A 23,732-nucleotide genomic window follows, 5' to 3' on the forward strand; every position below is an offset into this window, starting at 1 on the left:
CTGCTGCGGACGGCCGGCGGCGCGGTACCGCCCGACGCCGAGCTGCTCCGCCGCACCGCCGCCGACGCCGTCCGCGCGGCCGCACCTCCGGTGGCGGCGGGCGGGTTGCTCCGGCTGCAGGTCCGCGGCCGGGCCGCGGAGACGAAACGGCTGCGCGGCGACGGCCTGGTGCGCGCGCTGGACGCCACCTGGCTGGTCTGCGGCCTCGGCGCGCTGCTGGTGGCGCTCCTGGTGGTGGCGGTGGACCTGCTCGCCGGCGCCCGGGAGCGGGGCGGGACGGACGACGTGCTGCGCACCCTCGCCCTGGGCAGCCGCGCCGCGGCCGCGATCCACCTGCTGGAACTGCTGCCGCTGGTGGTCGCGGCGGCGGAGGTCGTGGCCGCGCTCGGCCTGCTGCTCCCGGCGGCGCTCGGCCCCGCGCTGGACCTGGCGGACCTGACGGGCGCGCCGCCCGGCGCCGGGCCGTCCGTCGACTGGGCGCTCACCGCCGCGCTCGGGTGCGGGCTGGTCGTGATGGTGCTGGCGGTCGCCGTCCTGGAGGCCGTGATCGGCCGACGCCGCCGGCCGGCGGCGGTGTTGAGACTGGGGGAGGCCCGGTGAGTGCGATGTCGGAGGCACCTTCGCTGGAACGGCTGCGTACGGCGGCCGCCCGGCGGCCCGAACGGCCGGAGGGGATGGTGGTGTGCGAGAACCTGGTGCGGATCTTCCGCAGCGAGGGTGTCGAGGTGCAGGCGCTCCAGGGGCTCGACCTCGCCGTGGCGGACGGCGAGTTGCTGGCGCTGGTCGGTGCGTCCGGCTCGGGCAAGTCGACCCTGCTGTCGATCCTCGCCGGTCTGGACGTGCCCACCGCGGGCAGCGCCTCGGTCGCCGGCCGGGACCTGCTGGCGATGCGGCGGCGCGAGCGGCTGGAGTACCGGCGGCGCACCGTCGGCTTCGTGTGGCAGCAGACCGCGAAGAACCTGCTGCCCCATCTGACGGCGGTGGAGAACGTGATGCTGCCGATGCGCTACGCCGGTCTGCCGCGCGGGCAACGGCACGGCCGGGCGGCGGAGTTGCTCGGCCTGCTGGGGCTCGGCGGCAAGCTCGGGCGGCGACCGGGCGAGCTCTCCGGCGGCGAGCAGCAGCGGGTGGCGATCGCGGTCGCCAACGCCAACGAGCCCGCGCTGCTGCTGGCCGACGAGCCGACCGGCGAGCTGGACAGCGCCACCGGCGAGGAGGTGTTCGGCGCCCTGCGGTCCGCCAACGCGGAGTTGGGCGTCACCGTGGTGATCGTCACCCATGACGCGGCGGTGGCCGAGCAGGTGTCCCGGACGGTGCGGATCCGCAACGGCCGCACCTCCACCGAGGTGCTGCGCCACGAGGAGGGCCGCCCCGGCGTGGAGTACGCCGTGCTCGACCGGGCCGGGCGGCTGCAGCTGCCCGCGGAGTTCACGGCGGCGCTCCGGCTCTCCCGCCGGGTGCGCCTGGAGCTGGAACAGGACCACATCGGTGTGTGGCCGGTGGTGGACGGGCCGCAGGAGGAGCCGCGATGACGGATGTGATGGTCTCGGCCGAGGACGTGCGGCGCAGCTTCGGCAGCGGGCCGCGGGCCGTGCACGCGCTGCGCGGGGTGGACTTCGAGGTCCGCCGCGGCGAACTCACGGCGCTCAAGGGCCGTTCCGGCTCGGGCAAGACGACGCTGCTGAACCTGCTCGGCGGTCTGGACGCGCCGACCTCGGGCCGGATCGTGCTGGACGGCACCGACCTGGCCGGCCTGGACGAGGACGGCCGGCTGGCGATGCGCCGCGACCGGATCGGCTTCGTCTTCCAGTCCTTCGGGCTGATCCCGGTGCTCACGGCCGCCGAGAACGTCGGTGTGCCGATGCGGCTGCGGCGGATGCCGGCGAAGGAGCGCGACGAGCGGGTGCGCCTGCTGCTGGCCCTGGTCGGACTGGCCGACCACGCGGACCAGCGGCCCGCGGAGCTCTCCGGCGGCCAGCAGCAACGCGTCGCCATCGCGCGGGCGTTGGCCAACGAGCCGGCGCTGGTGATCGCGGACGAGCCGACCGGCCGGCTGGACTCGGAGACCGGCCGCGCCGTCATGGAGCTGCTGCGCGCGGTGGTCCGCAGCGAGGGCGTCACCGTGCTGGTGGCCACGCACGACCCGGCGCTGATGGAGCTCGCGGACCGGGTGGTGGAGCTCGCCGACGGCCGGGTGGTGGAGGGCGCCGACCGCCACCGCTGACCGGCCGGGTCAACCCACCGGCACGGGCACGCTGTTGACCAGCCGCCGGTAGAGCGCGTCGAGCCGGACGCCGGGGCCGGTGCCGAGTTCGCGGCGGTGCACGGCCTCGGCCGCCCGGTAGGCCGCGGTGACGCCGTCGATCTCGCCGAGCCGGTGGTGGGCGCGCATCCGCAGCTCCCAGGCCCGGCCGCGCAGGGGTGCCGCGGCGAGCAGGTCGGCCAGGTCGCGCAGGGCGGACCGCGGTTCGGCGAGCTGCAGTTGGGCGTCGGCGAAGTCCTCGACGGCGCGCATGCGCTCCTCGTCCAGGTGGCCGAGCCAGGCCGCGAGCGGCCCGTTGCGCGGCACCCCGACGGCGGCCTCGTCGCCCTGCCAGAGGGCGAGCGCGGCGGCGAGCCGGGTGGCGGCCCGATCCGGGTCGCCGGCTTCCAGCGCCGCCCGCCCGGCCGCGGCCCGGTCGAGGAAGCGCAGGTGGTCGCAGCGGTCGGCGTCGACCTGGAGCTCGTAGCCGCCGACGGTGCCGAGCAGCGGGGTCCGCGGGTCGAGCGACTGCCTCAGCCGGCTGGCGTGGGTCCGGATGTTGGCGACGGCGGAGCGGGGCGGCTCCTCCTCCCAGAGCGCTTCGGCGAGCCGGTCCAGGGACACGGTGGTGCCGGCCCGCAGCAGCAGTGTCACCAGCAGGGCGCGCGCCTTCACCCCCTTGACGTCGAGGGCCTCGTGCGGGCCGTGGTCGGGACGCAGGCACACTCTGCCGAGAATTTGAAAGGTCGTCACCGGCGTGCAGAGCTCGCTTCCTGGGGTGGGGCCGCCCCCCGCTGGCCGGGCCCGGCGGCATAGAGCCTGCCTGCGAACCGTTGCCATTTCAAGTCTGTTGCAGCAAGTTTCGGCAAGATGTTGCAGGACTGCTCTGGACAGGCCCTACACCCCCCTGTCATCGATGTCGGAAACTCGGACGATCCACATGGAACGGACACGGACTGCGGAGCTCGGCCCCGCCCGTGACACTTTCCGTCGGCGGCCGAAGACTGCTGCCGGCAGCCGGCCCGCTCGCCCTCGCCCTGTTCAGCGCCGCGCGCGACCAGGCCGCCACCGCCACGGGCACCGCCACTCCCCCGCCCACCCTCACCACCGGCGCCTGCGGCTGGGACGTCAGCGCAAGCCCGGCGCCGAGCGGCGAGACGGCCCGGTGCAACGACGGCACGGCGTCCTAATCGGCGAGCTTCTCCGGCACCGGCCCGCACCACGGCGGCGTCCGCTCATGGTTCACGTGGCCCCGGGCGGGCCCGTCACCCGTCGGCGAGCGCCTCGCCGGTCAGTGCCGCCGCCTCCGCCAGGGCGGCGGCGGCATCCGTGCGGAACAGGCCGTGCGCCCGCCGGGCGAAGTCCGCGGGCGCACCCGGCAGCCGTCCGGCGGCGTCCACCGCGCCCTTCTCGTTGATCAGCCACCGCCCGGCCCGGCCGTGCAGGGCGTGCGCCAGCAGCCCGACCACCCGAAACAGGCAGCCGTGCACGTAGGCGGTGTCGTGCGGGGCCTTGGCCGCGTTGGCGAGGGTGAACGGCGCCTCCCAGCGGGCGGTCGCGACCAGCGCGGCGCCGAGCGCGGCCGGGTAGTGCACCACCTCGGCCCGCAGCCGGGCGAGTTCTCCGGTGGGATCGGCGAGCACCCGGCCGAGGGCCAGCTCGCCCGGGTAGGCGTGGGCGTGGAAGCCGAGCGGATGCCCGGCCTGGACGCCCGTCGCGTACCGGCCGGCCCGGGCCTCGTCCCAGTGGTGGCGCACCCGGTCGAGATCGCGGTAGATGAAGTCGATCCGGGCGCCGCCGACGGTGAGCCAGGCGCCGCCGTCCACCCAGGGCCCCCAGCCGCCGGGCTCGGTGACCTCCACCGGCCGGCCGGCCGCCCGGGCGGCCAGCTCCCGTAGGGCGCCGGTGTCCAGCGGGCCGCGGTAGTAGAGGCCGAGGTCGGTGTCGGAGTCGGGGCGGTGGGTGCCGCGGGCCCGGCTGCCGCCGAGGCAGACGCCCACGACGCCGTCCACGGCCGCGAGTGCGGCCGCGAGCCGGTGGATCGGCACCCCGGTCGGAAGGTCGCCGGTCGGAAGGTCGTCGGTCGGCAGGTCGTCGGTTGCGCCCACCCGCCCATGATCCACCGCCGGGGCGTCAGCCGTCGAGCGGCTTTCCCATGCAGACGCTCTGCTCGGAGTGCTTGTAGAAGCCGAACTTGGTGATCGGCAGGTAGCCCTCCGAGGCGTAGAGCGCGATCGCCTCGGGCTGCTCGGTGCCGGTCTCCAGGACGAGCCTGGTCCGCCCGGCCCCGCGCGCGGTGGACTCCAGGTGGCGCAGCAGGGCGCGGGCGAGGCCCCGCCCGCGCGCCCGCTCCACCACGTACATCCGCTTGAGCTCGGCGTCGCCGGCGCGCAGCCCGTCGGCGTCGGCCTCCTTGGCGCGCCAGCCGCCGCAGGCGACCGGCTCGCCGTCGAGGTAGCCGACCACGAACAGGCCGCCCGGCGGGTCGAAGTGGTCCTCGTGCATCGACGTCTGGTCGATGTCCCCGTACCGGCGGACGTACTCCTGCTGCACCTCCGCGGCGAGCTTGGCCGCGTCGGGGTGGCCGTAGCCGGTGGTCCGCAGCTCCAGGTCCGAGGTCTTCGGGGTGTTCGACATGGTCACCAAGCCTAAAGGGGCCGGTCAGCGGCCCTCGAACCGGGCGACCAGCTCGTCCTTGCCGAACATCCGGGCGGTGTCCAGGGCGGACGGGGTGCCGGCGGTCGGGTCGGCGCCGCCGTCGAGGAGGGCGGTGACCACCTCGTCGTGGCCCTTGAAGACGGCGCCGGCGAGCGGGGTCTGGCCGCGGTCGTTGGCCCGGTCGGCGTCGGCTCCGTGCTTCAGCAGGGCGGCCACCGCGGCGGCGTGCCCGTGGTAGGCGGCGAGCATCAGCAGGCTGTCGCCGCGCTCGTTGGAGAGGTCGGCGGGGGCGCCGGCCGCCAGGTAGGCGGCGAGCAGTTCGGCGTCGCCGGACCGGGCGGCGTCGAACAGCCGGCCGGCCAGTTCGACGACCTCGGGGTCGGGCGTCTGCGGGGTCTCGTCGGTCATGGCGGGCCTTCCTGGGGGTGCTGCCGGGCGCAACCTCGGGTGCGCGGATTCCGGTACGCACCGTAGCGGAAGGGCCCCGGCCGCGGGGTCACGCATCCGTTCGAGCGAACTTCCCGGTTCAGCCGAGGGCGATCACTCCGCAGGGGGACGCCTTGAAGCGCACGGCCGGGGCTCGGTGCGCATACCCCCGATGCATCGGACGCGAGCAGATCCACCCGTTTGCCACGTTCCATCATCTATTACTTTTTGTCACGATTAGAACACTTTCAGTAACACTTGTCCCCGCCCCCTCACGAGGAGCTGACCACGTGATCCTCTCCATTTCCGGCATCGTCCTCTTCGGCACCATCGCCTTCCTCTTCTTCCGCCGGGACGGACTCAAGGTCTCGCACGCCCTGGTGTGCGCACTGTTCGGCTTCTACGTCGCGGGCTCCTCGATCGCCCCCAGCATCACCGCGGGCGGCGCGACACTGGCCAGCCTCATCGGCGGCATCAAGTTCTGATCCCACGGCACGACCGCGGCCCGGGAGCGGACCCCACCGCCCCGGGCCATCACCCGTCCCACCCCGTTCCATCGCCGTCCCACCGCCCCGCCCCATCCCTGTCCCACCGCTCGGGGAGCCCGCCATGTCCCTCACCCGCCATCTCCACCGCGGTCGCGACCTCGCCCGCACCGCAGGCGACCACGCCGCCGACATGTTCGCGCCGCTCACGCTCATCGGCCGCGGGCTGCGCCACCACCTCGACTGGACGAAGGGCCGCTGGGCCGCGACCCCCAAGGAGCGGCGCGGTCCCACGCTGTTCCTGACCGCCGCCCTCGCGCTCGGCGTCTTCCTGCTGCCACACGGACTGCTGTTCGCCCTGGTCGCCCTGATGGCCAGCGCCGCCTGGGCCGGCCGCCGCCCCAAGGCCGCACCCTCCCCGGAGCCCGACGCCGCCGACCTGAAGCTCGCCGCGCTGTACGCCGCCCTCACCCCGTACCTCGCCGGGCCGGACGACATGAGCCCGCTCTACACCCTCGACGGCCACTACAAGAACGCGTTCGGCGGGTGGGAGTTCGACGGCGACGGCCGGCTCTGCGCGCTGGAGATCGCCTACCCCGCGTACTTCACCGACACCGAGCCGGCCGCCCGCGCCCGGATCGAGCAGGTGGTCCAGGGCAAGGCGGGCCGGGCCCGGGAGTACCGCTTCGACTGGGACGAGGAGTCCAACCGGCTGCGGGTCACCGCGCTCGCCCCGCTGGCCACCGACATCGCCGCGCAGCGCTTCGTCACCGCGCCGGGCGAGATCGTGCTCGGCTTCACCGACGCCCTCGGCACCAGCCGCACCATCCCGGTCACCCAGGGGGGCACCGTCGCCCAGCAGCCGCCCGTGGTGTGGCGGGTCGGCCCGCGCAGCGCCGAGCCGCACCTGCTGGCGCTCGGCTCCAGCGGCTCCGGCACCTCCACCCTGCTGCGCTCGATCGCGCTGCAGGCGCTGCCGCACGGCGACCTGGTGGTCATCGACGGCGCCGGCACCGGCGAGCACGCCTGCCTGGTCAACCGGCCCGGCGTGCACACGGTGGAGACCAGCCTGCACGGCGCGGTCGCCGCCCTGGAGTGGGCCGCCAAGGAGACCGAGCGGCGGCTCGGCCTGCTGAACGCGGCCCGGCACCACGGGGTCGCCGCCCCCGAGGAGGCCACCCGGCCGCTGTGGCTGCTGCTCGACCATCCGACGGAGCTCAGCGAGCTGGCCCAGGCCGAGGAGCGCCCCGACCCGCAGGACCTGCTGGAGGTCCCGCTGCGGCACGGCCGGGCCGCCCGGGTCACCGTGGTGATCGCCGAGGACGTCGAGGCGGCGTCCCGGCTGCGGCCCACCGTCCGCGCCGCCACCCGCACCAAGGTGGTGCTCGGCCCGGTCACCCCGGACCTCGGCCGACTCGCGCTCGGCGCCGCACTGGACATCACCCCCGCCGCGCACACCCCGGCCGGCCGCGGCTACGCCCGGGTCGGCGCCGCCGCCCCCGTCCGGCTGCAGGTGCCGGCCACGGTGGACCCGCTGGACGAGGACGCGCCCGCCCAGCTGCGGGACGCGGTGATCGCCCTGCTGCCGCACCGGGACACCCGTACCGAGGCGGCCGCACCCGCCGCGCCGGCCGCGCCGCCGGCCTCGCCGACCGACCGGGCCGAGGACCTGGTCGCCGAGCTCGGGGTGGAACTGGGCAAGGACGCCGGGGCGGTCCGCCCGCGGCCGGTCTGGTGAGCCGCGGCCGGCCCGCCCGGCCCGGTCGGCGGATGGGTCGGCGGGCCGGTCGGCGGATCGGCCGATCGGGGGGCCCGGTGCGGCGTCCGGGTGATCGCTCTGTGCGCCAGTCGTGGCACGCAGGGTGACATCCCCGTCCAGATGTGACAAATCGGGCGCCGATGGGTACAAACGTGGGCGGCACGACAGGCGACGCATGTCCCCGGACGGGAATCTTCGTCGACGGCCGAGCGTTGACCGAACGACGAAGACAGCGACCACTAGTCCTGTGGGCCATAAGCCCGGGAGGCACGATTCATGAGCGAGCGAGCTCTCCGCGGCACGCGACTCGGGGCCACTAGCTACGAGACCGACCGTGGTATCGATCTGGCTCCCCGCCAGACCGTCGAGTACGCATGTCAGAACGGACACCGCTTCGAGGTCCCCTTCTCCGTGGAGGCGGAGATTCCCTCGGTGTGGGAGTGCCGTTTCTGCGGCCAGGAGGCCGTACTCCTCGACGGTGAGGAGCCTGAGGAGAAGAAGACCAAGCCGACGCGTACCCATTGGGACATGCTGATGGAGCGTCGGACGCGCGAGGAGCTGGAGGAGGTGCTGGCCGAGCGGCTGGCCGTTCTCCGCTCCGGTGGCATGAACCTCGCGGTCCACCCGCGCGACAGCCGCAAGAGCGCGTGAGGTCCTCCCCCGGCCGTGCCGGGGGCGGTACCGACAACCGTGAAGGGCCCGGACGAAGGCGTCCGGGCCCTTCGGCATGCCCGGAGCCGTGTGCCCGGAGTGGGCGGGGCGGGATGCCGACGCCCCCGGGCGGGCGGCCCGGGGGCGTCGTGAGGGGTCTGCTCAGCCGGTGATCGGCGGGCGGTACTCGGTGTCCGGACCGGGGCCGGCGCCCGGCTCCACCACCTCGCCCTGGATCACCGTGCCGCCGGGACGGTGGATGCGCAGCTGCTCCTGCAGCCGCATCGCGTCGGCGAAGCGGTCCTCACCGACCGGGGCCGTCGAACGCAGCACGTCGCGCGCCGCCCGGCGGGCACCGGCCCGCCACAGCGCCCGCGTCGGCGGGAAGAGCAGCGTCAGCGCCAGCACGTCCGACAGGAAGCCCGGCACGATCAGCAGCACGCCCGCGAGGACCGTCATGGTCGTCGCGGTCTGCGCCTGCTTCGGCCGGGGATCGCGGCTCTGCTCGACGGCCGCGGAGAAGGCCCGCAGCCCCGCGCGCTTGACCAGCCAGCCGCCGGTGAACACCCCGGCCAGCAGCAGGACCAGCACGGTGAACCAGCCGGCCGCCGAGGCCACCACCGTGACCAGCCAGATCTCCAGCACCAGCCAGGCGGCGACGAGCAGGGGAAGCACCCGGCGCAGCGTGCTGCGGCGCGCCGGCCGGGCCGTGGTTGCTTGCTGGGACACGGGACGGATCCACTCCGGAGGTGCTCTCCCACCGGCCGGACGCTCCGGCCGCGACTACGGCACCACCTGGTCCAACGGCTCCGCCGCCTCGGGTGTTCCGCCCGAACGGCGCCGGCGGACGGCGCCGACGGCCACCGCACCGCAGGCCAGCAGGCCCGCGGCGGCCAGTGCCCACTCCGGCGCGGCACCGACCCGGTCGGCCACCGTGCGGGAGTCGCGCAGCGGCACCGTGGCGTTGAGCACCGCCGGGGTGAGCTCCTTCGTCCGGGAGACCACCGAGCCGTCCGGGGCGATCACGGCGCTGATGCCGCTGGTCGCGGCGATCAGGACGGCGCGGCCGTGCTCGACGGCGCGCAGCCGGCTCATGGCGAGCTGCTGCTCGGTCTGGCCGGTGCGGTTGTAGGTGGCGTTGTTGGTCTGCACGACGAGGATCCGGCCGCCGTCGTTGACGGTGTCTCGGACGATCTCGTCGTAGGCCACCTCGAAGCAGATGACGTCGCCGATCCGGGCCGGGCCGAGCTGCATCACGCCGTTGTGGTCGCCAGGGTAGAAGTCGCGGGCGACCCGCTGCAGACGCGAGATCACCTTGGACAGCTCGGCGCGGAACGGCACGTACTCGCCGAACGGCACCGGGTGCTGCTTGGTGTAGGAGGCGCCGGGGCCGGTCGCCGGGCTCCAGACGATGCCCTCGTTCTGGACGTGCTGCGCGTCCGGGCCGTCGACCAGGGCGCCGACCAGGGTCGGCACGCCGACCGCGCGGACGGCCTGGTCGATCCGCTGGTAGGCGGCCGGCTCGGAGAACGGGTCCAGGTCGGAGGCGTTCTCCGGCCAGATGACGATGTCCGGCTTGGAGGCGCGGCCGGCGGCGACGTCCGCGGCGAGCTTCTCCGTCTCGCTCGCGTGGTTGTCGAGGACCTGCATCGGGCGGCCCAGGAAGTCCATGCCGGGGTGCGGCACGTTGCCCTGCACCAGGGCCACCTTCACCGTGTCGTCGCCCTCGGTCGGGACGGGGACGACCAGGCCGGCGAGCAGCGCGGCCACCGCGCCGAGGCCCGCCAGTGCGGCGGCCTTCGGCGAGCGGCGCGGCCCGCGGCGCAGCCGCAGCACGGCCCAGGCCAGCAGGGTGCCGCAGAGCGCGACGGCGAAGGTCACCAGCGGCGCACCGCCGAGCGAGGCCAGCGCGGTGAAGGGGCTCGCGGTGTTGGCGAAGGCCAGCCGGCCCCACGGGAAGCCGCCGAGCGGCAGCCGGTCGCGGGCCCACTCCTGGGCCACCCAGAGGCAGGCCGCCCAGAGCGGCCAGGCGCGCAGCCGGGAGGTCGCGGCGAGGCCCGCGCCCATGGCGGCGACGAACAGCGCCTCGATCACCGACAGGCCGACGGTGGCGTCCCAGCCGACCACCCGCAGCCAGGCCAGCAGGCCGAGGAAGAACGGGAAGCCGAAGGCGAAGCCCGTCCAGGCGCCCTGGCGCAGCGTGCGACCGCGGGTCAGCAGCGACAGCGCCGCGACGCCGACGATCGACAGCGGCCACAGGTCGTACGGCGGGAAGGCGGCGACCATCAGCAGACCGGCGAGCACGGCCAGGCCCGTCCTGGGCAGGCCCGCGCGGATCCGGGCCAGCCGTCCCGGGCGTCCGGGCCGCTCGGGTCGCGGGCGCGCGGCGGTGTCCGCCTCGTCCGCCACCGGCCGCTCCTGTTCCACCGGCAGTGCCACCTGTACACCGTCCCTCTGGCCGTACCGCCTGTCGGTCCGCCCTGGTGGGAGGCCGTCCGAAGACGGTACCCCGGATCAGTGTGCCTCCGGAGGGCCGGGGTGCGGCGGGGGCGCCCCCTGCGGGGTCGCCGCAGAGGTCAGGGCGCGCTGCCGGCGGTGGCGGGGCGGGCCGGGGCGGCCGGGCGGCGCTGTCCGGGCAGCCGCAGCGGCGGCGGGGGTCCGGCGGAGACGGGCGGGCGGAGCAGCAGCAGGGCGGCGCCGGTCAGCGCGATCGCCACGACGCCGTCCAGCCAGTAGTGGTTGGCCGTGCCCACCACGACCAGGTAGGTCACCGCGGGATGCAGCAGCCAGAGCCAGCGCCAGCGGGAGCGGGTCGCCGCGATCAGGCCGACCGCGACCGTCAGCGCCCAGCCGACGTGCAGCGACGGCATCGCCGCGAACTGGTTGGACAGGCTGTCGGTGGCCGGGTCGCCGTACACCGCCGGGCCGTACACCCGGGCCGTGTCGACCAGCCCGGTCACCTCCAGCATCCTCGGCGGGGCCAGCGGCAGCAGCAGGTGCAGCGCCAGACCGGCGCCGGTGAGGACGGTCAGCACCCGCCGTATCCACACGTAGTGCCCGGGGCGGCGCCAGTACGTCCAGAGCAGGAAGAGCACGGTCGCCGGAAAGTGCACCGTCGCGTAGAAGGCGTTCGCGGTGTGCACCAGCAGGTCGCTGTGGAGCAGCAGGTCCTGGACGTCCGCCTCGCCGGGGAGGTGCAGGGTGCGTTCCAGGTTCCACACGTCGGTGGCGTTGCGGAACGCCTGCGGGACGTGGCCCTCGGCGGCGATCCGGCCCAGCCGGTAGACGGTGTACAGGACGGCGATGAGGAGCAGCTCGCGGACGGGGTGCGGGCGGGAGGGCCGCTCCGGGCGCGCGGGCTGCTCGGACGGGGCGGACGGGGCGGTGGGCTGCGGGTCGGCGGGTGGCATGTCCGTCCTGGGAGGGGGTGGGAGTCAGAGGCCGAGGGCGGGGAGGACCACCGCGTCGACGTAGCGGGCGAGGTACTCCGCGTCCGCCTCGGCGCCCTCCAGCAGCGGACGGGCGGCCAGGGCGCCCAGCACCATGTGCGGGACGAACGGCGCCGCCGGGCAGTCCGCGGCCAGCTCGCCCCGGCGGACCCCGCGGTCGAGCATCGCGGCGAGGGCCGCCGTCTCCGGCTCGACGACGAGCGTGCGGAAGGCGCGGAGCAGGTCCGGGTCCTTGTGCATCGCCTGGCCGAGGGCACGCATCAGCGAGGCGTCCCGGAGGGAGGTCGCGCAGCGCAGGCGGAGCAGTTCGCGGAGGTCCCCGCGGAGGGTGCCGGTGTCGACGTCGGCGGCGGTGATGGGGCGGCAGCTGCGGAGGGCTGCCGCGACCAGCTCCGGCTTGCCGTTCCACTGCCGGTAGAGGGTGGCCTTGCTGGAGTGGGTCCGGGCGGCGATCGCGTCCATGGTCAGCGCGTCGTACCCCGCCTCGCGGAGCAGCTCGATCACGGCCTCGTACAGCTCGCGCTCGCGCTCCTCGGTCAGGCGGCTGCGGCGCGCCTTCGGCTCGGCATCCGGCGCCATGGCGACCTCCCGGCGAACGGCAAGGAACGAAACAGTTTCGTACTCACCCTACGCCTACGGACTGACGGGAGGCACAAGCAGGGGCGCTGGGGGCACCTCCCGCCCCCAGCCTTCGGCCGGGAGGTGCCCCCAGCGTCCCTGTTCGACTTCGCCGATTCTGTGCGTGAGCCAGATCCGGATTGCGCAGTTCCCCGCGCCCCTGAGGTCGCTGCCCCCGTGTCTCAGGCCTGGTGGACGGTGCGGCCGCGGACGACGGTGCGGAGGCAGGTGGGGAGGGGGTGGCCGGGGGTGAGGTCGGGGAGGCCGGGGGTGCCGGAGCGGGGGTCGGTGGACCAGCCTGCGACGCGGGAGTCGGGGGCCTGGACGACCAGGTCGTCGACCTCCCAGACGGCGTAGCTGGCGACCGCGCCGGGCACCAGCACCCCGTCGGCGTCCCGGCCGAGGGCCTGCCAGCCGCCGCGGGTGTGGGCGGTGAAGGCGGCGCGGACGGAGATCCGGTGCTCCGGGGTGCGGTGGAAGGCGGCGGCGCGGACGGTGCCCCACGGGTCGAGCGGGGTGACGGGGGCGTCGGAGCCGAAGGCGAGCGGCACGCCGGCCCGCAGCATCGCGGCGAAGGGGTTGAGGGCGGCGGCCCGCTCCGCGCCCAGCCGCTGGACGTACATCCCGTCGGGTCCGCCCCAGGCGGCGTCGAAGGCGGGCTGGACGGAGGCGGTGAGGCCGAGTTCGGCGAAGGCGGCGACGGACTTGTCGTCGAGGTGCTCGGCGTGTTCGACGCGGTGCCGCCGGGCGCGGACCCGGTCGAGTCCGACCCGGTCGGCGGCGGCGCGGACGCCGGTCACGACGGCGTCGACCGCGGCGTCGCCGATGGCGTGGAAGCCGGCCTGCAGTCCGGCTTCGGTGCAGGCGGCGACGTGGTCGGCGATCTGTTCGGCCGTCAGGTAGGCGGTGCCGTGGACGGGGGCGTCGGCGGTGCCGGCGTCGCGGTAGGGGGCGTGCAGGCAGGCGGTGCGGGAGCAGAGCGCGCCGTCGACGAAGAGGTCGCCGCCGGCGCCGACGGCGCCGAGGCGGCCGGCGGTGTCGATGCCGCCGAGTTCGCCCCAGTAGCCGAAGACCTCGGGCCCGTCGCCCTCGGCGGCGAGGGCGAGGAGTTCGGCGAGGTCGTCCTCGGAGGAGATGTCGGGTCCCGCGCACTCGTGGAGGGCGCCGATGCCGAGGGCGGCGGCGCGGGCGAGGGCGGCCTGCTGGGCGGTGCGGCGCTGAGCGGGGGTCAGGTGGGCGAGGGCGGTGCGGCGGACGGCGTGGTGGGCGTCGCGGCTGAGCGGGCCCTCGGGGTCGTGGCCGGGGAGGTCGGCGAGGCCGGGGGCGAGGGCGCGCAGGGCGGTGGTGGCGAGTGCCGAGTGCACGTCGGTGCGCGACAGGTAGGCGGGGGCGCCGGCGGTGGCGGCGTCGAGTTCGGCGAGCGTCGGCGGACGGCCCTCGGGCCAGCCGCTCTCGTCCCAGCCGTGGCCGATGAGGACGCCGTCGGTGGTGGGGGCGGCGGCCGCGATCCGGTCGAGGGCCTCGGCGAGGGTGGGGCAGCCGGTGAGGTCGAGGCCGGTCAGGGCGAGGCCGGTGGAGGTGGCGTGCACGTGGGCGTCGACGAAGGCCGGGGTGACCAGGGCACCGTGGAGGTCCACCACCTCGTCGGCGGTGTCGGCGTACGCCTCGGCCGCTCCGTCGCTGCCGACCCAGGCGATGTGTTCGCCCTCGACCAGCATGGCGGTCGCGAAGGGGTCGGCGGGGCTGTAGACGTTGCCGCCGCGCAGCAGCACGGTGCGGTTGGTGCGTTCGGTCATGGGCCCAGTCTGCACCCCGGGGCCGCCGGGCCGGGGCTCCGGGGGTTCCCGGTCGGTGGCCGGGTCAGAGCTTCGGGGGGCGCGCCTCGTACGGGGTGGAGAGGACGACGGTGGTGCGGGTGGAGACGCCGGCGGCGGAGCGGATCCGGGCGAGCAGGTCCTCCAGGTCGCCGGGGGCGCCGACGCGGACCTTGAGGATGTAGTTCTCGTCGCCGGCGACGCTGTGGCACGCCTCGATCTCGGGCAGGCCGACGAGCCGCTCCGGGGTGTCGTCGGGGGCGCTCGGGTCGAAGGGCTTGACCGAGATGAAGGCGGTCAGCGCCAGGTCGACGGCCTCCGGGTCGACGATCGCGGTGTACCCGCGGATCACCCCGCGCTGTTCGAGGCGGCGCACCCGCTGGTGCACCGCCGAGGTGGACAGGCCGGTGGCCTTGCCCAGGTCCGTGTAGCTCATCCTGCCGTCCTGCAGGAGCAGCTGGACGATGCGCTGGTCGAGATCCTCCACAACGCGCAAACCTACTCGATGGTGCACGGCCGCGTCGCCACCGCGTCGGCGCACCGTCCCGGCGGGTGCGCCGCGGCGGCCGGGGGGCGCACGGGGCGCGGGTGCGGCGGCACATGCCGCGGGAATGTGGCGAAGGCCACAGCCCGTGCATCACCGTGCGCCGCTCCGCAGGGTTATGACCCCCCGTCCGAGGGAAATGCTGCTGGTGGCCGGGGCCGACGAAGGCCCGGCGCGATCCGAGGGGGATCACATGCCTGCTACTGACCAGCGTCCGCGCAGCGAGGACGAGGAACGCACCGAGTTCGAGTACGCCCTGGGGGTGGACCCGGGCGAGGCCGACACGTGGGAGATCGTCCGCGTGCACTGCCCGGCCTGCGACCGGCCGATCGCCCTGATCGGCGACGAGGAGCGGCTCCCGCAGCACGCCGTGCTGCCGACCGCGTGGCACCCCTTCTCCGCGGCGCTCTGCCCGGGCACCGGCGCGCCGACCGACGAGCTCGCCGAGTGCGAGGAGCCGGCCGAGGACGGCGGTGGCGGTCTGGCCGCGCTGCTCACGCTCCCCGCCGAACTGGACTGGCGCACCCAGCCGTTCTCGCACGCCGGCGCGCCCTCCGACGGCCCCGCGCGGATCCCCGCGCAGCGTTCCCGCCGGCGCTGACCGCCCGGCGGACGAACCCCGCGCCGGGCCGCCCGGCCCGGCCCGTTTCCCCGGCGGAGCCCGCCTCCCCGGCGCAGTGCCGCGCGACCGCCGGCCGCCCCCGCGGCCGTCGGCGCCCCCACCTGGGTGGGTGGCTCCGCGGCGACGCATCCCGTTCCCTCCGCCCGGCCGGACCGTCGCGGGTCTCCCCCGCGCCCGCCGGGCGCTCCCCCGACACGCCCGATCGCCGACGGCCCGGCCTCACCGGTTCGGGCGAGGCCGCGGCGCGTCCGGCCCGTGCCGGCGGGTGATCCGCTCCCCCGCCCGGTTGACGGGACGCCCCCGGACCGCGCGGTGCGGAGCACCTGTGCAGGTAAGGCCGCACGGCGCCGCCACGGGCGCGCCGGCGGGCCGCGTCCGGGCCGCGGCACGCGTGCCCGCTCCGGGGTGCTCCGGTCCCGGCGGTGCGCCGCCGTACGCTGGCCGCATGACGGAACTCGGTGATCTCGCGATCCGGCTGGCGGCACTGCCGCCGTCCCTGGGCCCGGTCCGGCTGGTCGCGGTCGACGGACACGCGGGCTCGGGCAAGACCAGCTTCGCCGACAAGCTCGCCGCCGAACTGGGCGGCGCCCCGGTGGTGCACCTGGACGACCTGGCCACGCACGAGGAGCCCTTCGGCTGGACGGGGCGGCTGCACGACCAGGTGCTGGCCCCGTTCGCGCGCGGCGAGGACGCCACCTACCCGGTGTACGACTGGGAGCGGCACCGCTTCGGCGAGCCGTGCACGGTGCCGGCCGCCCCGGTGGTACTGGTGGAGGGGGTGGGCGCGGGCCGGCGCGCGGTGCGCCCGGTGCTCGCCCACCTGGTGTGGATGGAGCTTGACGCCGCGTCCGCGAACGCCCGCGGGCTGCTGCGGGACGGCCCGGAACTGGCGGCGTTCTGGCAGAGCTGGATCCGCGCGGAGCGGGCGCACTTCGCCGCCGACCCGAGCCGTCCGCACGCCGACGTGACGGTCGACGGGATCACCGGGAGGATCGTCGGGTGTACCCACGGTGAACCCGCATCACCCTCTTGACCTGGGCTGTCGCCAGGATTTAAGTTCATGGCGTCGCGAGATTGTTGATCTCGCAACCTCTCGACACGGCATCTCCGGCTTGTTCCCCCGTGAGCCGGAGATGCCGTTCTGCGTTCGCGGCCCCGCCGCCCGCCGCTCAACGACCGCGCTGCCACGGATATTTGACCCGGCGCGGCACCCTTCCGGATCAGCGCGGCCCCGGTACGATTCCAGGCAGGCGCGCATGCGCCCCGGGGGCTGCGCGAACTGACGGATGGTCCGTCCGGCGATCCGTCGGCCGACCGGGCCTCGATGCACACTGCGGGGGGCGTGGGGTGACGGTGGACAGCGGCAACGGTTCCGGCGGCACAGGACCGCACAGGCAGGCCGACCGGGCCTGGCTCAGGGCGATGGACGCGTACGCGGCGGGCTCCTACGCCCGCGCCGAGGAGGAGTTCCGCGCGGCCGTCCGGCTCGATCCGGGCATGGCCGACGCCTGGCTCGGACTGCACGCACTGCGCTGCGACACCTCCGGCGCACTGCTCGCGATGCACCGCCACCGGGCCCGCTTCGGCGAGCAGCGGCTGCGCCACCGGCGCCCGCTCAGCTCCTGGTACTGGCTCGGCTGGTGGGTGCAGCCGGTCCTGGAGGACGGCCGCGACCTCGCGCTCGCGCACGCCTCGCACTGGCTCGACGGCCGGCACCTGGCCGAGCTCGACCGCGCCCTGGCTGACTGCCCGCCGCCCGACGAGGACCCGTCGGTGCGCTTCCTGCACGCCTGCCGCTCCTACCTGGTGAAGGACTGGGAGCAGCTGATCCGGGACACCGACCGGCTGCTGGACGACCCGCTGCTGGGCATCGAGGCCGGCCTGTTCGGCGGCATGGCGAGAGTCAGGCTCGACATGTGCGCGCAGGCGCAGGCCCCGCTGGCCGCCTCGCTGGCCCGCTGCCGCTCGGAGCAGCCGCAGCGCAAGGAGCTGCGCTACTGGCTGGCCCGCGCCTACGAGGGGGCGGGCCGCAGCGCCGCCGCGCTGCCGCTGTACCGGGCGGTGCACCGGGCCGACCCGGCGTTCATGGACACCGCCGCCCGGCTCGCCGCGATCACCTCCGAGGACGCGGCGCTGGACGGCCTGGTCGACCCGCTGGACCTGCCGGGGTCCTTCGACGGCCCGGACGTGCTGGACGCCGTGGAAACGGTGCCGGAGGCGGTCTCCCCGATGGCCCTGCCGCCCGGTTTCGGGGAGCCGGCCGACCTGGCGGACACCCCGGGCTTCGGCGGCCTGGGCGGGGCGCTGGGGCGCACCGAGCCGGGCGGGGCGGCCGCGGCGGCCGCGGGCGAGCCGGTGGCGGAGCGCTCGGGCGCCGCGGAGGCTGCGCCGGCCGCTCCCCCGCACACGCCCGGCGGGGCCGAGTCCGCGGGCGGGCCGGCCGCGGCGGGCAGCGCGGCGGCGAGCCTGCAGCAGGAGCTGGAGGCGGCCCTCGCCGAGTTGGAGCGGATGGTCGGCCTGGACCCGGTGAAGCGGCAGGTGCGGGCGCTCTCGGCGCAGCTGCGGATGGCCCGGCTGCGGGCCGAGCGGGGGCTGCCGGTGCAGCCGCCGAAGCGGCACTTCGTCTTCTCGGGGCCGTCCGGCACCGGCAAGACGACGGTGGCGCGGATCCTCGGCCAGGTCTTCCACGCGCTCGGCCTGCTCTCCGGCGACCACCTGGTGGAGGCCCAACGGGCCGACCTGGTCGGCGAGTTCCTGGGGCAGACGGCGGTCAAGGCGAACGACCTGATCGACTCGGCGCTGGACGGCGTGCTGTTCATCGACGAGGCGTACAGCCTGTCCAACTCCGGCTACAGCAAGGGCGACGCGTACGGCGACGAGGCGCTGCAGGTGCTGCTGAAGCGGGCCGAGGACAACCGGGACCGGCTGGTGGTGATCCTCGCCGGCTACCCGGAGGGGATGAACCGGCTGCTGGCGGCCAACCCCGGCCTCAACTCGCGGTTCACCACCCGGGTGGACTTCCCGAGCTACCGCCCCGGCGAGCTGACCGAGATCGGCCGCAGCCTGGCGCTGGAGGGCGGCGACGGCTGGGACGAGGACGCCGCGGAGGAGCTCTCCTCGATCTGCGCCCACGTGGTCGGCGAGGGCTGGATAGACGAGCTCGGCAACGGCCGGTTCATCCGCACCCTGTACGAGAAGTCCTGCGCGTACCGCGATCTGCGGCTCAGCGCCCACCGCGACCTCCCCAGCCGGGAGGACCTCGTCACCCTCCGCCTGCCGGACCTGCTCCAGGCGTACGGCGAACTGATCGACGGCCGTACCGGCTGAGCCCTGCCGCCGGGCGTGCGCCGTTCCGGTGAGCGGCCCGGTGCCGACGGCCGGTCTCCGCCGCCCCGCCCGGCCGGGCTGGTACCAACAAGGGTGCTCGCGACGACCCGGCGCCCCGCCCCGCAGACCGTGGCGCTGCTCCTGCTGACGGCGGTCACCGGCATCGTCGAGGCCGCGAGCTTCCTCGGCCTCGGCCACGTGTACACCGCGGTGATGACCGGCAACATCCTCTTCCTGGGCTTCGGGCTGGGCGGCGCGCACGTGTCGGTCGCCGGTGCCGGGCTGGGCCTCGCCGCGTTCTCGCTGGGCGCGCTGCTCGGCCACCGGGTGAACGAGGCGCTGGTGCGGCGGCACGGGGTGCGCTGGCCGCCGCCCGCGGTGGCCGGGGTCGGGCTGCTGCTGGCGGTCGGCGCGGTGGCCGCGGCCGGCCTGCCGGAGCAGCAGGACCTGCCCTCGGGCCGGGCGCTGGTGGTGCTCGCCGTGCTGGCGCTGGCGATGGGCTGGCGGAACGCGATCGCGTTGCGGATCTCCGCCCCGGACCTGCCGACCACCGTGCTCACCCGCGGTCTGACCGGGCTGCTGCGGGTGCACGCCGAGATGGACTCGCGCGAGCGGGCCGCCTCGGCGGTGGTCGTGATGTGCGGCGGCGCGGCGCTCGGCGCCCTGCTGCTGCGGGCCGGACCGGCGGCGCCGCTGGCGGCCGGCGCGGCCGTGGAGCTGGCCTCCGCCGCGCTGTTCGCCGTCTACGGCGGGCGGCAGGACGCCGCCGGCCCCGTGCGGTGAGCACGGGGCCGGCGGACCGGGCTGCGGCCGCTACAGGGCGGCGCTGCGGTGGTCCGGGTCGTGGACCTCGCCGACCAGCTCCTCCAGGACGTCCTCCAGGGCGACCAGGCCGAGCTGACGGCCGTCGGCGTCGACGACGGCGGCCAGGTGGGCGGCGGCCCGGCGCATGGCGCCGAGGGCGTCGTCCAGCGGCAGTCCGGCGCGCAGCTCGGGGATCGGGCGGCGCAGCCGCTCGGGCATCGCCGCGTCCGGGTCGTCCAGGTCGAGGACGTCCTTGACGTGCAGGTAGCCGAGCACGGTGCCGACGGCGTCGGCCACCGGGAAGCGGGAGAAGCCGGTGCGGACGGCGAGCCGTTCGACCTCCCGGGCGCTCACCCCGACCGGGACGGTCACCAGCTGGTCGGGCTTCAGCAGCACCTCGGTGACCGGCCGCTCGCCGAGCTCCAGGGCGTCCTCCAGCCGCTCCTGGCGCTGTTCGTCGAGCAGTCCGGCGTCGGCGGAGTCGGCCAGCAGGTGCAGCAGCTGCTCGCTGTTGAAGACCGACTCGACCTCGTCCTTGGCGTCGACCTTGAACAGCCGCAGGATGGCGTTGGCGAAGGCGTTCAGGAAGGCGATGAACGGGCGGAGGATCCGGGCGAGGCGGTCGAGCGGCGGGCCGAGCCAGAGCGCGGCCTTCTCCGGGCCGGCGAGGGCGATGTTCTTGGGCACCATCTCGCCGACCACCATGTGCAGGAACACCACGACGGCGAGCGAGACCGCGTAGCTGAGCAGGTGCATCAGCGACTCGGGCACGCCGACCGCGTGGAAGGGGCCGTGCAGCAGGTGGGCGATGGTCGGCTCGGCGAGGGCACCGAGGCCCAGCGAGCAGACGGTGATGCCGAGCTGGGCGGCGGCGAGCATCGCGGAGACGTTCGACAGTGCGTGCAGCACGGTGCGGGCGCGCCGGTTGCCGGACTCGGCGAGCGGCTCGATCTGGCTGCGGCGCACCGAGATGACGGCGAACTCGGCGCCGACGAAGAACGCGTTGCCGAGCAGCAGCAGGATCGCTGCGGCCAGTTGGAGCGCGGTCATCGGTCCTTCCCCCCGTCCTTGCCGTCCTCGCCCGCGAGGTCGGGGTCGGTCCGCTGGATCCGGACGCGGCCGGTGCGGTGCCGGTCGACGGCGAGCACGGTGAAGCGCCAGCCGGGCAGTTCGGCGGTGTCGCCGACGGCGGGCAGTTTGCCGAGCAGGTCGGCGAGCAGGCCGCCGAGGGTCTCGTAGGGGCCCTCCGGGGCCTGCAGGCCGATGATCTCCAGCTGGCCGGTCCGGGTGAGGCCGTCGGCCTCCCAGACGGGCAGGCCGTTCTCCGGCGGCATCGGCCGCAGGTCGGGCTCGTCGGCGGGGTCGTGCTCGTCCTGCACCTCGCCGACGATCTCCTCGACGATGTCCTCGACGGTGACGACGCCGGCGGTGCCGCCGTACTCGTCGACCACGACGGCCATCGGCTGCTGGCGGCGCAGCCGGTCGAGCAGTTGCTCGGCGGGCAGGGTCTCGGGGACGAGCAGCGGCGGGGAGGCGAGGTGGGCGACGCGGGTGTGGCCGCGGCGGTCCTCGGGGACGGCGAGCGCGTCCTTGAGCGTGACGGTGCCGGTGATCTCGTCCAGGTTGTGCACGTACACCGGGAAGCGGGACAGGCCGGTGGCGCGGACGAGGTTGACGACGTCGGCGGCGGTGGCGTCGTGGTGCAGGGCGACCACGTCGATCCGCGGGGTCATCACGGACTCGGCGGTGAGCCGGCCGAGGCCGAAGGTGCGCACGAACAGCGTCGCGGACTGCTGGTCTATGGCGCCCGCGCGGGCGGAGTGCCGGGCCAGGGCGACGAGTTCGGCGGGGGTGCGGGCGTGGCCCAGCTCCTCCTGCGGTTCGATGCCGAGCGCGCGGACCATCTTGTCCGCGGAGCCGTTCAGGAAGCTGATCAGCGGGCGGCAGGCGGCCGAGAAGGCGCGCTGCGGGCCGACGACGGCGTACGCGACCTGCAGCGGCCGGGAGATCGCCCAGTTCTTCGGGACGAGCTCGCCGATGACCATCTGCAGCACGGTGGCGCCGGTCATGCCGATCACGACGGCGGCGCCGCGGGCGGCGCCCTCGGACAGGCCGATCGCGGTGAACACCGGCGAGAGGATCACGGAGAGGGCGGGCTCGGCGAGCATGCCGACCACCAGGGAGGTGATGGTGATGCCGAGCTGGGCGCCGGAGAGCTGGAACGACAGGTGGCGCAGGGCCTTGGAGAGGCTGCGGGCCCGGAGGTCGCCGGACTTGGCGGCGCGTTCGACGGTGCCGCGCTCCACGGTCACGAAGGCGAACTCGGCGGCCACGAAGAGGCCGTTCGCGAGGATGAGCAGGAAGGCCGCGAGCAACAGCAGCCAGGCGGTGGTCATCGTGCCGCCTGCCTGCCGGGGGTCGGACGCAGGGCGGCGCAGGTACTACCGGACGGATCGTCCATGGATGGGGAGAGTCACTCCTCAGGTCGTTCGGGGGCGGCGGGCACTTTTGCCCCGGCTTTACCAGCCGTCACCAGCCTAGACGATACCGAACGAGTGTAGGGATCCTGCCTCCGCGGGCCGTCAGCGACGCGCCGTCCCGCGCTCGTCGACGAGGTCGCGCAGCGTCCGGGCGGCGGTGATCGCCTGCTCCCGGCCGGCGGCGGGCTGGATGCCGACCGCGGCGAGCGAGGTGCCGTCGGCGAGGTCGAGGATCACCCAGGGGTCGCCGGCCCGCAGGTTGACCCGGACGATCTCGGCCCAGGCGAGGCGGCGGCTGCGGACGAAGTTGACCACCGTGACGCCGTCCTCGTCGGCGCTCACCCGCGGCCGGGCGAGCATCAGGCCGACGGCGGCGAAGAGGAGTCCGCTGATCACCATCATGGCGCGGTCGTTGGTGTGCCAGTTCGCCGGGAGGATCACGGCGAGCACGGTGAACACGATCACCAGCACGGCGCAGAGCGGCAGCAGCACGAAGCGGTTGCGGCGCGGCGACCAGGTCACCGGCAGGACGGCGGCGGGGGTGGACAACGGGGTGGCTCCAGGAAGGCGCGGGGCGGGGGCCGGCCGGCCCCCGCCCCGGAGGATCGGTCAGAGGCGGCAGGCGTGGATGTTGGTGACCAGGATGGCGCGGGCGCCGATCGCCCACAGGTCGTCCATGATCCGCTGGGCCTCCTTGCGGAGCACCATGGACCGGACGGCCACCCAGCCCTCGGTGTGCAGCGGCGAGACGGTCGGCGACTCCAGGCCCGGGGTCAGCGCGACGGCCTCGCCCACCTTCTCGGCGCGGATGTCGTAGTCCATCAGCACGTACCGGCGGGCCACCAGGACGCCCTGGAGGCGGCGCAGGAACTGCTCGACGCCCGCGTCGTCGCCGGCGCCCTTGGGGCGGATCACCACGGAGTCGGAGACCAGGATCGGGTCGCCGAACACCTCCAGGCCGGCGTTGCGCAGGCTGGTGCCCGTCTCGACGACGTCCGCGATGACGTCGGCGACCCCGAGCTGGACGGCCGTCTCGACCGCGCCGTCCAGCTTGGTGACGGTGGCCTTCACCCCGCGCTCGGCGAGGTGCTGCTCCACCAGGCCGGTGTAGGAGGTGGCGATCCGCATGCCCTCCAGGCCCTGCACGTCCTCGACCTGCACGCCGACCGGGCGGGCGAAGCGGAAGGTGGAGCCGCCGAAGCCGAGGGCCAGCACCTCCTCGGCGTCCGCGCCGGAGTCCAGCAGCAGGTCGCGGCCGGTGATGCCGACGTCGAGCCGGCCGGAGCCGACGTACACGGCGATGTCCCGCGGCCGCAGGAAGAAGAACTCGACCTGGTTCTCCGGGTCGACCAGCACGAGTTCCTTCGGGTCCTTGCGCTGGCGGTAGCCGGCCTCATGCAGCATCTCCGCCGCGGGACCCGAGAGAGAACCCTTGTTGGGAACGGCGATGCGGAGCATGGGAGATGAGTCCTTCACTGTGGGAGGGATGGCTGACACGGTGCGGTCAGAGGTGGGCGTACACGTCGTCGAGCGTCAGCCCGCGGGCGATCATCATCACCTGAAGGTGGTAGAGGAGCTGGGAGATCTCCTCGGCCGTCTGCTCGTCCGACTGGAACTCGGCGGCCATCCAGACCTCGGCGGCCTCCTCGACGACCTTCTTGCCGATCGCATGGACGCCCTGCTGGACGAGCTGCGCGGTGCGGGAGGACGAGGGGTCGCCGGAGGCGGCCTTCTGCTGGAGCTCGGCGAAGAGCTCCTCGAATGTCTTCGAAGCCATGATGACCTCACCATACGGGGTGCGGGCTGACCGACGGTAAACGGTTCCGGACCGTGGACAGTCCGGTGGGACAATC

25 protein-coding genes are annotated in these 23,732 nt (G+C 75.1%); 10 read left to right on the forward strand and 15 right to left on the reverse strand.

Translation table 11 applies throughout. From position 1 onward, the window contains the following. Positions 1-605 precede the first annotated feature (605 nt). The gene (locus ABD353_RS28365; RefSeq protein ID WP_425555271.1) at positions 606-1,532 is read left to right on the forward strand and encodes an ABC transporter ATP-binding protein; all 927 of its coding nucleotides are present in this window, start codon (positions 606-608) and stop codon (positions 1,530-1,532) included. After that, the gene (locus ABD353_RS28370; protein ID WP_344626534.1) at positions 1,529-2,224 is read left to right on the forward strand and encodes an ABC transporter ATP-binding protein; all 696 of its coding nucleotides are present in this window, start codon (positions 1,529-1,531) and stop codon (positions 2,222-2,224) included. The genes ABD353_RS28365 and ABD353_RS28370 overlap by 4 nt, the downstream gene beginning before the upstream one ends. 9 nt (positions 2,225-2,233) lie before the next feature. On the opposite strand, the gene ABD353_RS28375 is transcribed toward ABD353_RS28370, so the two are convergent. After that, complete coding sequence (locus ABD353_RS28375; RefSeq protein ID WP_344626535.1) at positions 2,234-2,968, reverse strand: AfsR/SARP family transcriptional regulator; 735 nt, start codon at positions 2,966-2,968, stop codon at positions 2,234-2,236. Positions 2,969-3,219: 251 nt separating this feature from the next. Between ABD353_RS28375 and ABD353_RS28380 the strand changes: the two genes are divergently transcribed. Then, positions 3,220-3,432, forward strand: coding sequence for a hypothetical protein (locus ABD353_RS28380; RefSeq protein ID WP_344626536.1), 213 nt, complete (start codon positions 3,220-3,222; stop codon positions 3,430-3,432). Between the two features lie 75 nt (positions 3,433-3,507). On the opposite strand, the gene ABD353_RS28385 is transcribed toward ABD353_RS28380, so the two are convergent. The 3 genes from ABD353_RS28385 to ABD353_RS28395 are packed head-to-tail and all read right to left on the reverse strand — an operon-like array spanning position 3,508 to position 5,308. After that, positions 3,508-4,332 (reverse strand): nucleotidyltransferase domain-containing protein, encoded by an 825-nt coding sequence (locus tag ABD353_RS28385; RefSeq protein WP_425555272.1) that lies wholly within the window; start codon positions 4,330-4,332, stop codon positions 3,508-3,510. A gap of 43 nt (positions 4,333-4,375) precedes the next feature. Continuing rightward, complete coding sequence (locus ABD353_RS28390) at positions 4,376-4,852, reverse strand: GNAT family N-acetyltransferase (RefSeq protein WP_486326985.1); 477 nt, start codon at positions 4,850-4,852, stop codon at positions 4,376-4,378. A gap of 51 nt (positions 4,853-4,903) precedes the next feature. Continuing rightward, positions 4,904-5,308 (reverse strand): ankyrin repeat domain-containing protein, encoded by a 405-nt coding sequence (locus tag ABD353_RS28395; protein ID WP_344626538.1) that lies wholly within the window; start codon positions 5,306-5,308, stop codon positions 4,904-4,906. A gap of 308 nt (positions 5,309-5,616) precedes the next feature. On the opposite strand from ABD353_RS28395, the gene ABD353_RS28400 reads away from it, so the two are divergent. The 3 genes from ABD353_RS28400 (at position 5,617) to ABD353_RS28410 (ending at position 8,221) form a co-directional block, all read left to right on the forward strand. Further along, positions 5,617-5,811 carry a hypothetical protein gene (locus ABD353_RS28400; RefSeq protein ID WP_095871811.1) on the forward strand — a complete coding sequence of 65 codons (195 nt, stop codon included), beginning with the start codon at positions 5,617-5,619 and terminating at the stop codon, positions 5,809-5,811. Between the two features lie 124 nt (positions 5,812-5,935). After that, entirely contained in the window at positions 5,936-7,549 is a 1,614-nt protein-coding gene (locus ABD353_RS28405) for an FtsK/SpoIIIE domain-containing protein (RefSeq protein WP_344626539.1), read from the forward strand. A gap of 297 nt (positions 7,550-7,846) precedes the next feature. Then, positions 7,847-8,221 (forward strand): RNA polymerase-binding protein RbpA, encoded by a 375-nt coding sequence (locus tag ABD353_RS28410; protein WP_030276069.1) that lies wholly within the window; start codon positions 7,847-7,849, stop codon positions 8,219-8,221. A gap of 162 nt (positions 8,222-8,383) precedes the next feature. Here the strand turns inward: ABD353_RS28410 and fxsA are convergent, their stop codons facing one another. From fxsA to ABD353_RS28440, 6 genes are all read right to left on the reverse strand, one after another. After that, entirely contained in the window at positions 8,384-8,950 is a 567-nt protein-coding gene (gene fxsA, locus ABD353_RS28415) for an FxsA family membrane protein (protein ID WP_344626540.1), read from the reverse strand. 54 nt (positions 8,951-9,004) lie between these two features. Beyond that, the gene (gene lnt, locus ABD353_RS28420) at positions 9,005-10,660 is read right to left on the reverse strand and encodes an apolipoprotein N-acyltransferase (protein WP_425555270.1); all 1,656 of its coding nucleotides are present in this window, start codon (positions 10,658-10,660) and stop codon (positions 9,005-9,007) included. Positions 10,661-10,797: 137 nt separating this feature from the next. Further along, positions 10,798-11,631 carry a phosphatase PAP2 family protein gene (locus tag ABD353_RS28425; protein ID WP_344626541.1) on the reverse strand — a complete coding sequence of 278 codons (834 nt, stop codon included), beginning with the start codon at positions 11,629-11,631 and terminating at the stop codon, positions 10,798-10,800. A gap of 24 nt (positions 11,632-11,655) precedes the next feature. After that, the gene (locus tag ABD353_RS28430; protein ID WP_344626542.1) at positions 11,656-12,249 is read right to left on the reverse strand and encodes a TetR/AcrR family transcriptional regulator; all 594 of its coding nucleotides are present in this window, start codon (positions 12,247-12,249) and stop codon (positions 11,656-11,658) included. A 221-nt stretch (positions 12,250-12,470) separates the two neighbouring features. Further along, the gene (locus ABD353_RS28435) at positions 12,471-14,084 is read right to left on the reverse strand and encodes an amidohydrolase (RefSeq protein WP_344626543.1); all 1,614 of its coding nucleotides are present in this window, start codon (positions 14,082-14,084) and stop codon (positions 12,471-12,473) included. Between the two features lie 64 nt (positions 14,085-14,148). Beyond that, entirely contained in the window at positions 14,149-14,589 is a 441-nt protein-coding gene (locus ABD353_RS28440) for an Lrp/AsnC family transcriptional regulator (RefSeq protein WP_344626544.1), read from the reverse strand. 250 nt (positions 14,590-14,839) lie between these two features. On the opposite strand from ABD353_RS28440, the gene ABD353_RS28445 reads away from it, so the two are divergent. From ABD353_RS28445 to ABD353_RS28460, 4 genes are all read left to right on the forward strand, one after another. Next, positions 14,840-15,247 (forward strand): hypothetical protein, encoded by a 408-nt coding sequence (locus ABD353_RS28445; protein ID WP_344626545.1) that lies wholly within the window; start codon positions 14,840-14,842, stop codon positions 15,245-15,247. A gap of 466 nt (positions 15,248-15,713) precedes the next feature. Continuing rightward, the gene (locus tag ABD353_RS28450; protein WP_344626546.1) at positions 15,714-16,301 is read left to right on the forward strand and encodes a uridine kinase family protein; all 588 of its coding nucleotides are present in this window, start codon (positions 15,714-15,716) and stop codon (positions 16,299-16,301) included. A gap of 389 nt (positions 16,302-16,690) precedes the next feature. Continuing rightward, positions 16,691-18,595 (forward strand): AAA family ATPase, encoded by a 1,905-nt coding sequence (locus ABD353_RS28455; RefSeq protein ID WP_344626547.1) that lies wholly within the window; start codon positions 16,691-16,693, stop codon positions 18,593-18,595. Positions 18,596-18,688: 93 nt separating this feature from the next. Next, positions 18,689-19,378, forward strand: a complete 690-nt coding sequence (locus ABD353_RS28460) for a DUF1275 family protein (RefSeq protein WP_344626548.1) — start codon at positions 18,689-18,691, stop codon at positions 19,376-19,378. A 30-nt stretch (positions 19,379-19,408) separates the two neighbouring features. Here the strand turns inward: ABD353_RS28460 and ABD353_RS28465 are convergent, their stop codons facing one another. The 5 genes from ABD353_RS28465 to ABD353_RS28485 all read right to left on the reverse strand — a co-directional run bounded on the left by ABD353_RS28465 (position 19,409) and on the right by ABD353_RS28485 (position 23,656). Continuing rightward, on the reverse strand, positions 19,409-20,449 hold the full coding sequence (locus ABD353_RS28465; RefSeq protein WP_344626549.1) for a hemolysin family protein: 1,041 nt from the start codon (positions 20,447-20,449) through the stop codon (positions 19,409-19,411). After that, on the reverse strand, positions 20,446-21,795 hold the full coding sequence (locus tag ABD353_RS28470; protein ID WP_344626550.1) for a hemolysin family protein: 1,350 nt from the start codon (positions 21,793-21,795) through the stop codon (positions 20,446-20,448). Before ABD353_RS28470 ends, ABD353_RS28465 begins: the two co-directional genes overlap by 4 nt. A 186-nt stretch (positions 21,796-21,981) precedes the next feature. After that, on the reverse strand, positions 21,982-22,428 hold the full coding sequence (locus tag ABD353_RS28475; protein ID WP_344626551.1) for a PH domain-containing protein: 447 nt from the start codon (positions 22,426-22,428) through the stop codon (positions 21,982-21,984). Positions 22,429-22,488: 60 nt separating this feature from the next. After that, the gene (gene hisG, locus ABD353_RS28480) at positions 22,489-23,337 is read right to left on the reverse strand and encodes an ATP phosphoribosyltransferase (RefSeq protein WP_344626552.1); all 849 of its coding nucleotides are present in this window, start codon (positions 23,335-23,337) and stop codon (positions 22,489-22,491) included. Positions 23,338-23,383: 46 nt separating this feature from the next. Beyond that, complete coding sequence (locus tag ABD353_RS28485; RefSeq protein WP_100887339.1) at positions 23,384-23,656, reverse strand: phosphoribosyl-ATP diphosphatase; 273 nt, start codon at positions 23,654-23,656, stop codon at positions 23,384-23,386. Positions 23,657-23,732: the final 76 nt, after the last annotated feature.

It is taken from the genome of Kitasatospora arboriphila (genome assembly GCF_039528095.1).
GTDB classification, from domain to species: domain Bacteria; phylum Actinomycetota; class Actinomycetes; order Streptomycetales; family Streptomycetaceae; genus Kitasatospora; species Kitasatospora arboriphila.

Bases quoted from the DNA above. Each gene is read 5' to 3' on its own strand.
- ABD353_RS28365 (WP_425555271.1), top strand. From the start codon at position 606: ATGTCGGAGGCACCTTCGCTGGAACGGCTGCGTACGGCGGCCGCCCGG.
- ABD353_RS28370 (WP_344626534.1), top strand. From the start codon at position 1,529: ATGACGGATGTGATGGTCTCGGCCGAGGACGTGCGGCGCAGCTTCGGC.
- ABD353_RS28395 (WP_344626538.1), bottom strand. From the start codon at position 5,308: ATGACCGACGAGACCCCGCAGACGCCCGACCCCGAGGTCGTCGAACTG.
- ABD353_RS28405 (WP_344626539.1), top strand. From the start codon at position 5,936: ATGTCCCTCACCCGCCATCTCCACCGCGGTCGCGACCTCGCCCGCACC.
- ABD353_RS28410 (WP_030276069.1), top strand. From the start codon at position 7,847: ATGAGCGAGCGAGCTCTCCGCGGCACGCGACTCGGGGCCACTAGCTAC.
- ABD353_RS28425 (WP_344626541.1), bottom strand. From the start codon at position 11,631: ATGCCACCCGCCGACCCGCAGCCCACCGCCCCGTCCGCCCCGTCCGAG.
- ABD353_RS28430 (WP_344626542.1), bottom strand. From the start codon at position 12,249: ATGGCGCCGGATGCCGAGCCGAAGGCGCGCCGCAGCCGCCTGACCGAG.
- ABD353_RS28435 (WP_344626543.1), bottom strand. From the start codon at position 14,084: ATGACCGAACGCACCAACCGCACCGTGCTGCTGCGCGGCGGCAACGTC.
- ABD353_RS28445 (WP_344626545.1), top strand. From the start codon at position 14,840: ATGCCTGCTACTGACCAGCGTCCGCGCAGCGAGGACGAGGAACGCACC.
- ABD353_RS28450 (WP_344626546.1), top strand. From the start codon at position 15,714: ATGACGGAACTCGGTGATCTCGCGATCCGGCTGGCGGCACTGCCGCCG.
- ABD353_RS28455 (WP_344626547.1), top strand. From the start codon at position 16,691: ATGGACGCGTACGCGGCGGGCTCCTACGCCCGCGCCGAGGAGGAGTTC.
- ABD353_RS28465 (WP_344626549.1), bottom strand. From the start codon at position 20,449: ATGACCGCGCTCCAACTGGCCGCAGCGATCCTGCTGCTGCTCGGCAAC.
- ABD353_RS28470 (WP_344626550.1), bottom strand. From the start codon at position 21,795: ATGACCACCGCCTGGCTGCTGTTGCTCGCGGCCTTCCTGCTCATCCTC.
- hisG (WP_344626552.1), bottom strand. From the start codon at position 23,337: ATGCTCCGCATCGCCGTTCCCAACAAGGGTTCTCTCTCGGGTCCCGCG.
- ABD353_RS28485 (WP_100887339.1), bottom strand. From the start codon at position 23,656: ATGGCTTCGAAGACATTCGAGGAGCTCTTCGCCGAGCTCCAGCAGAAG.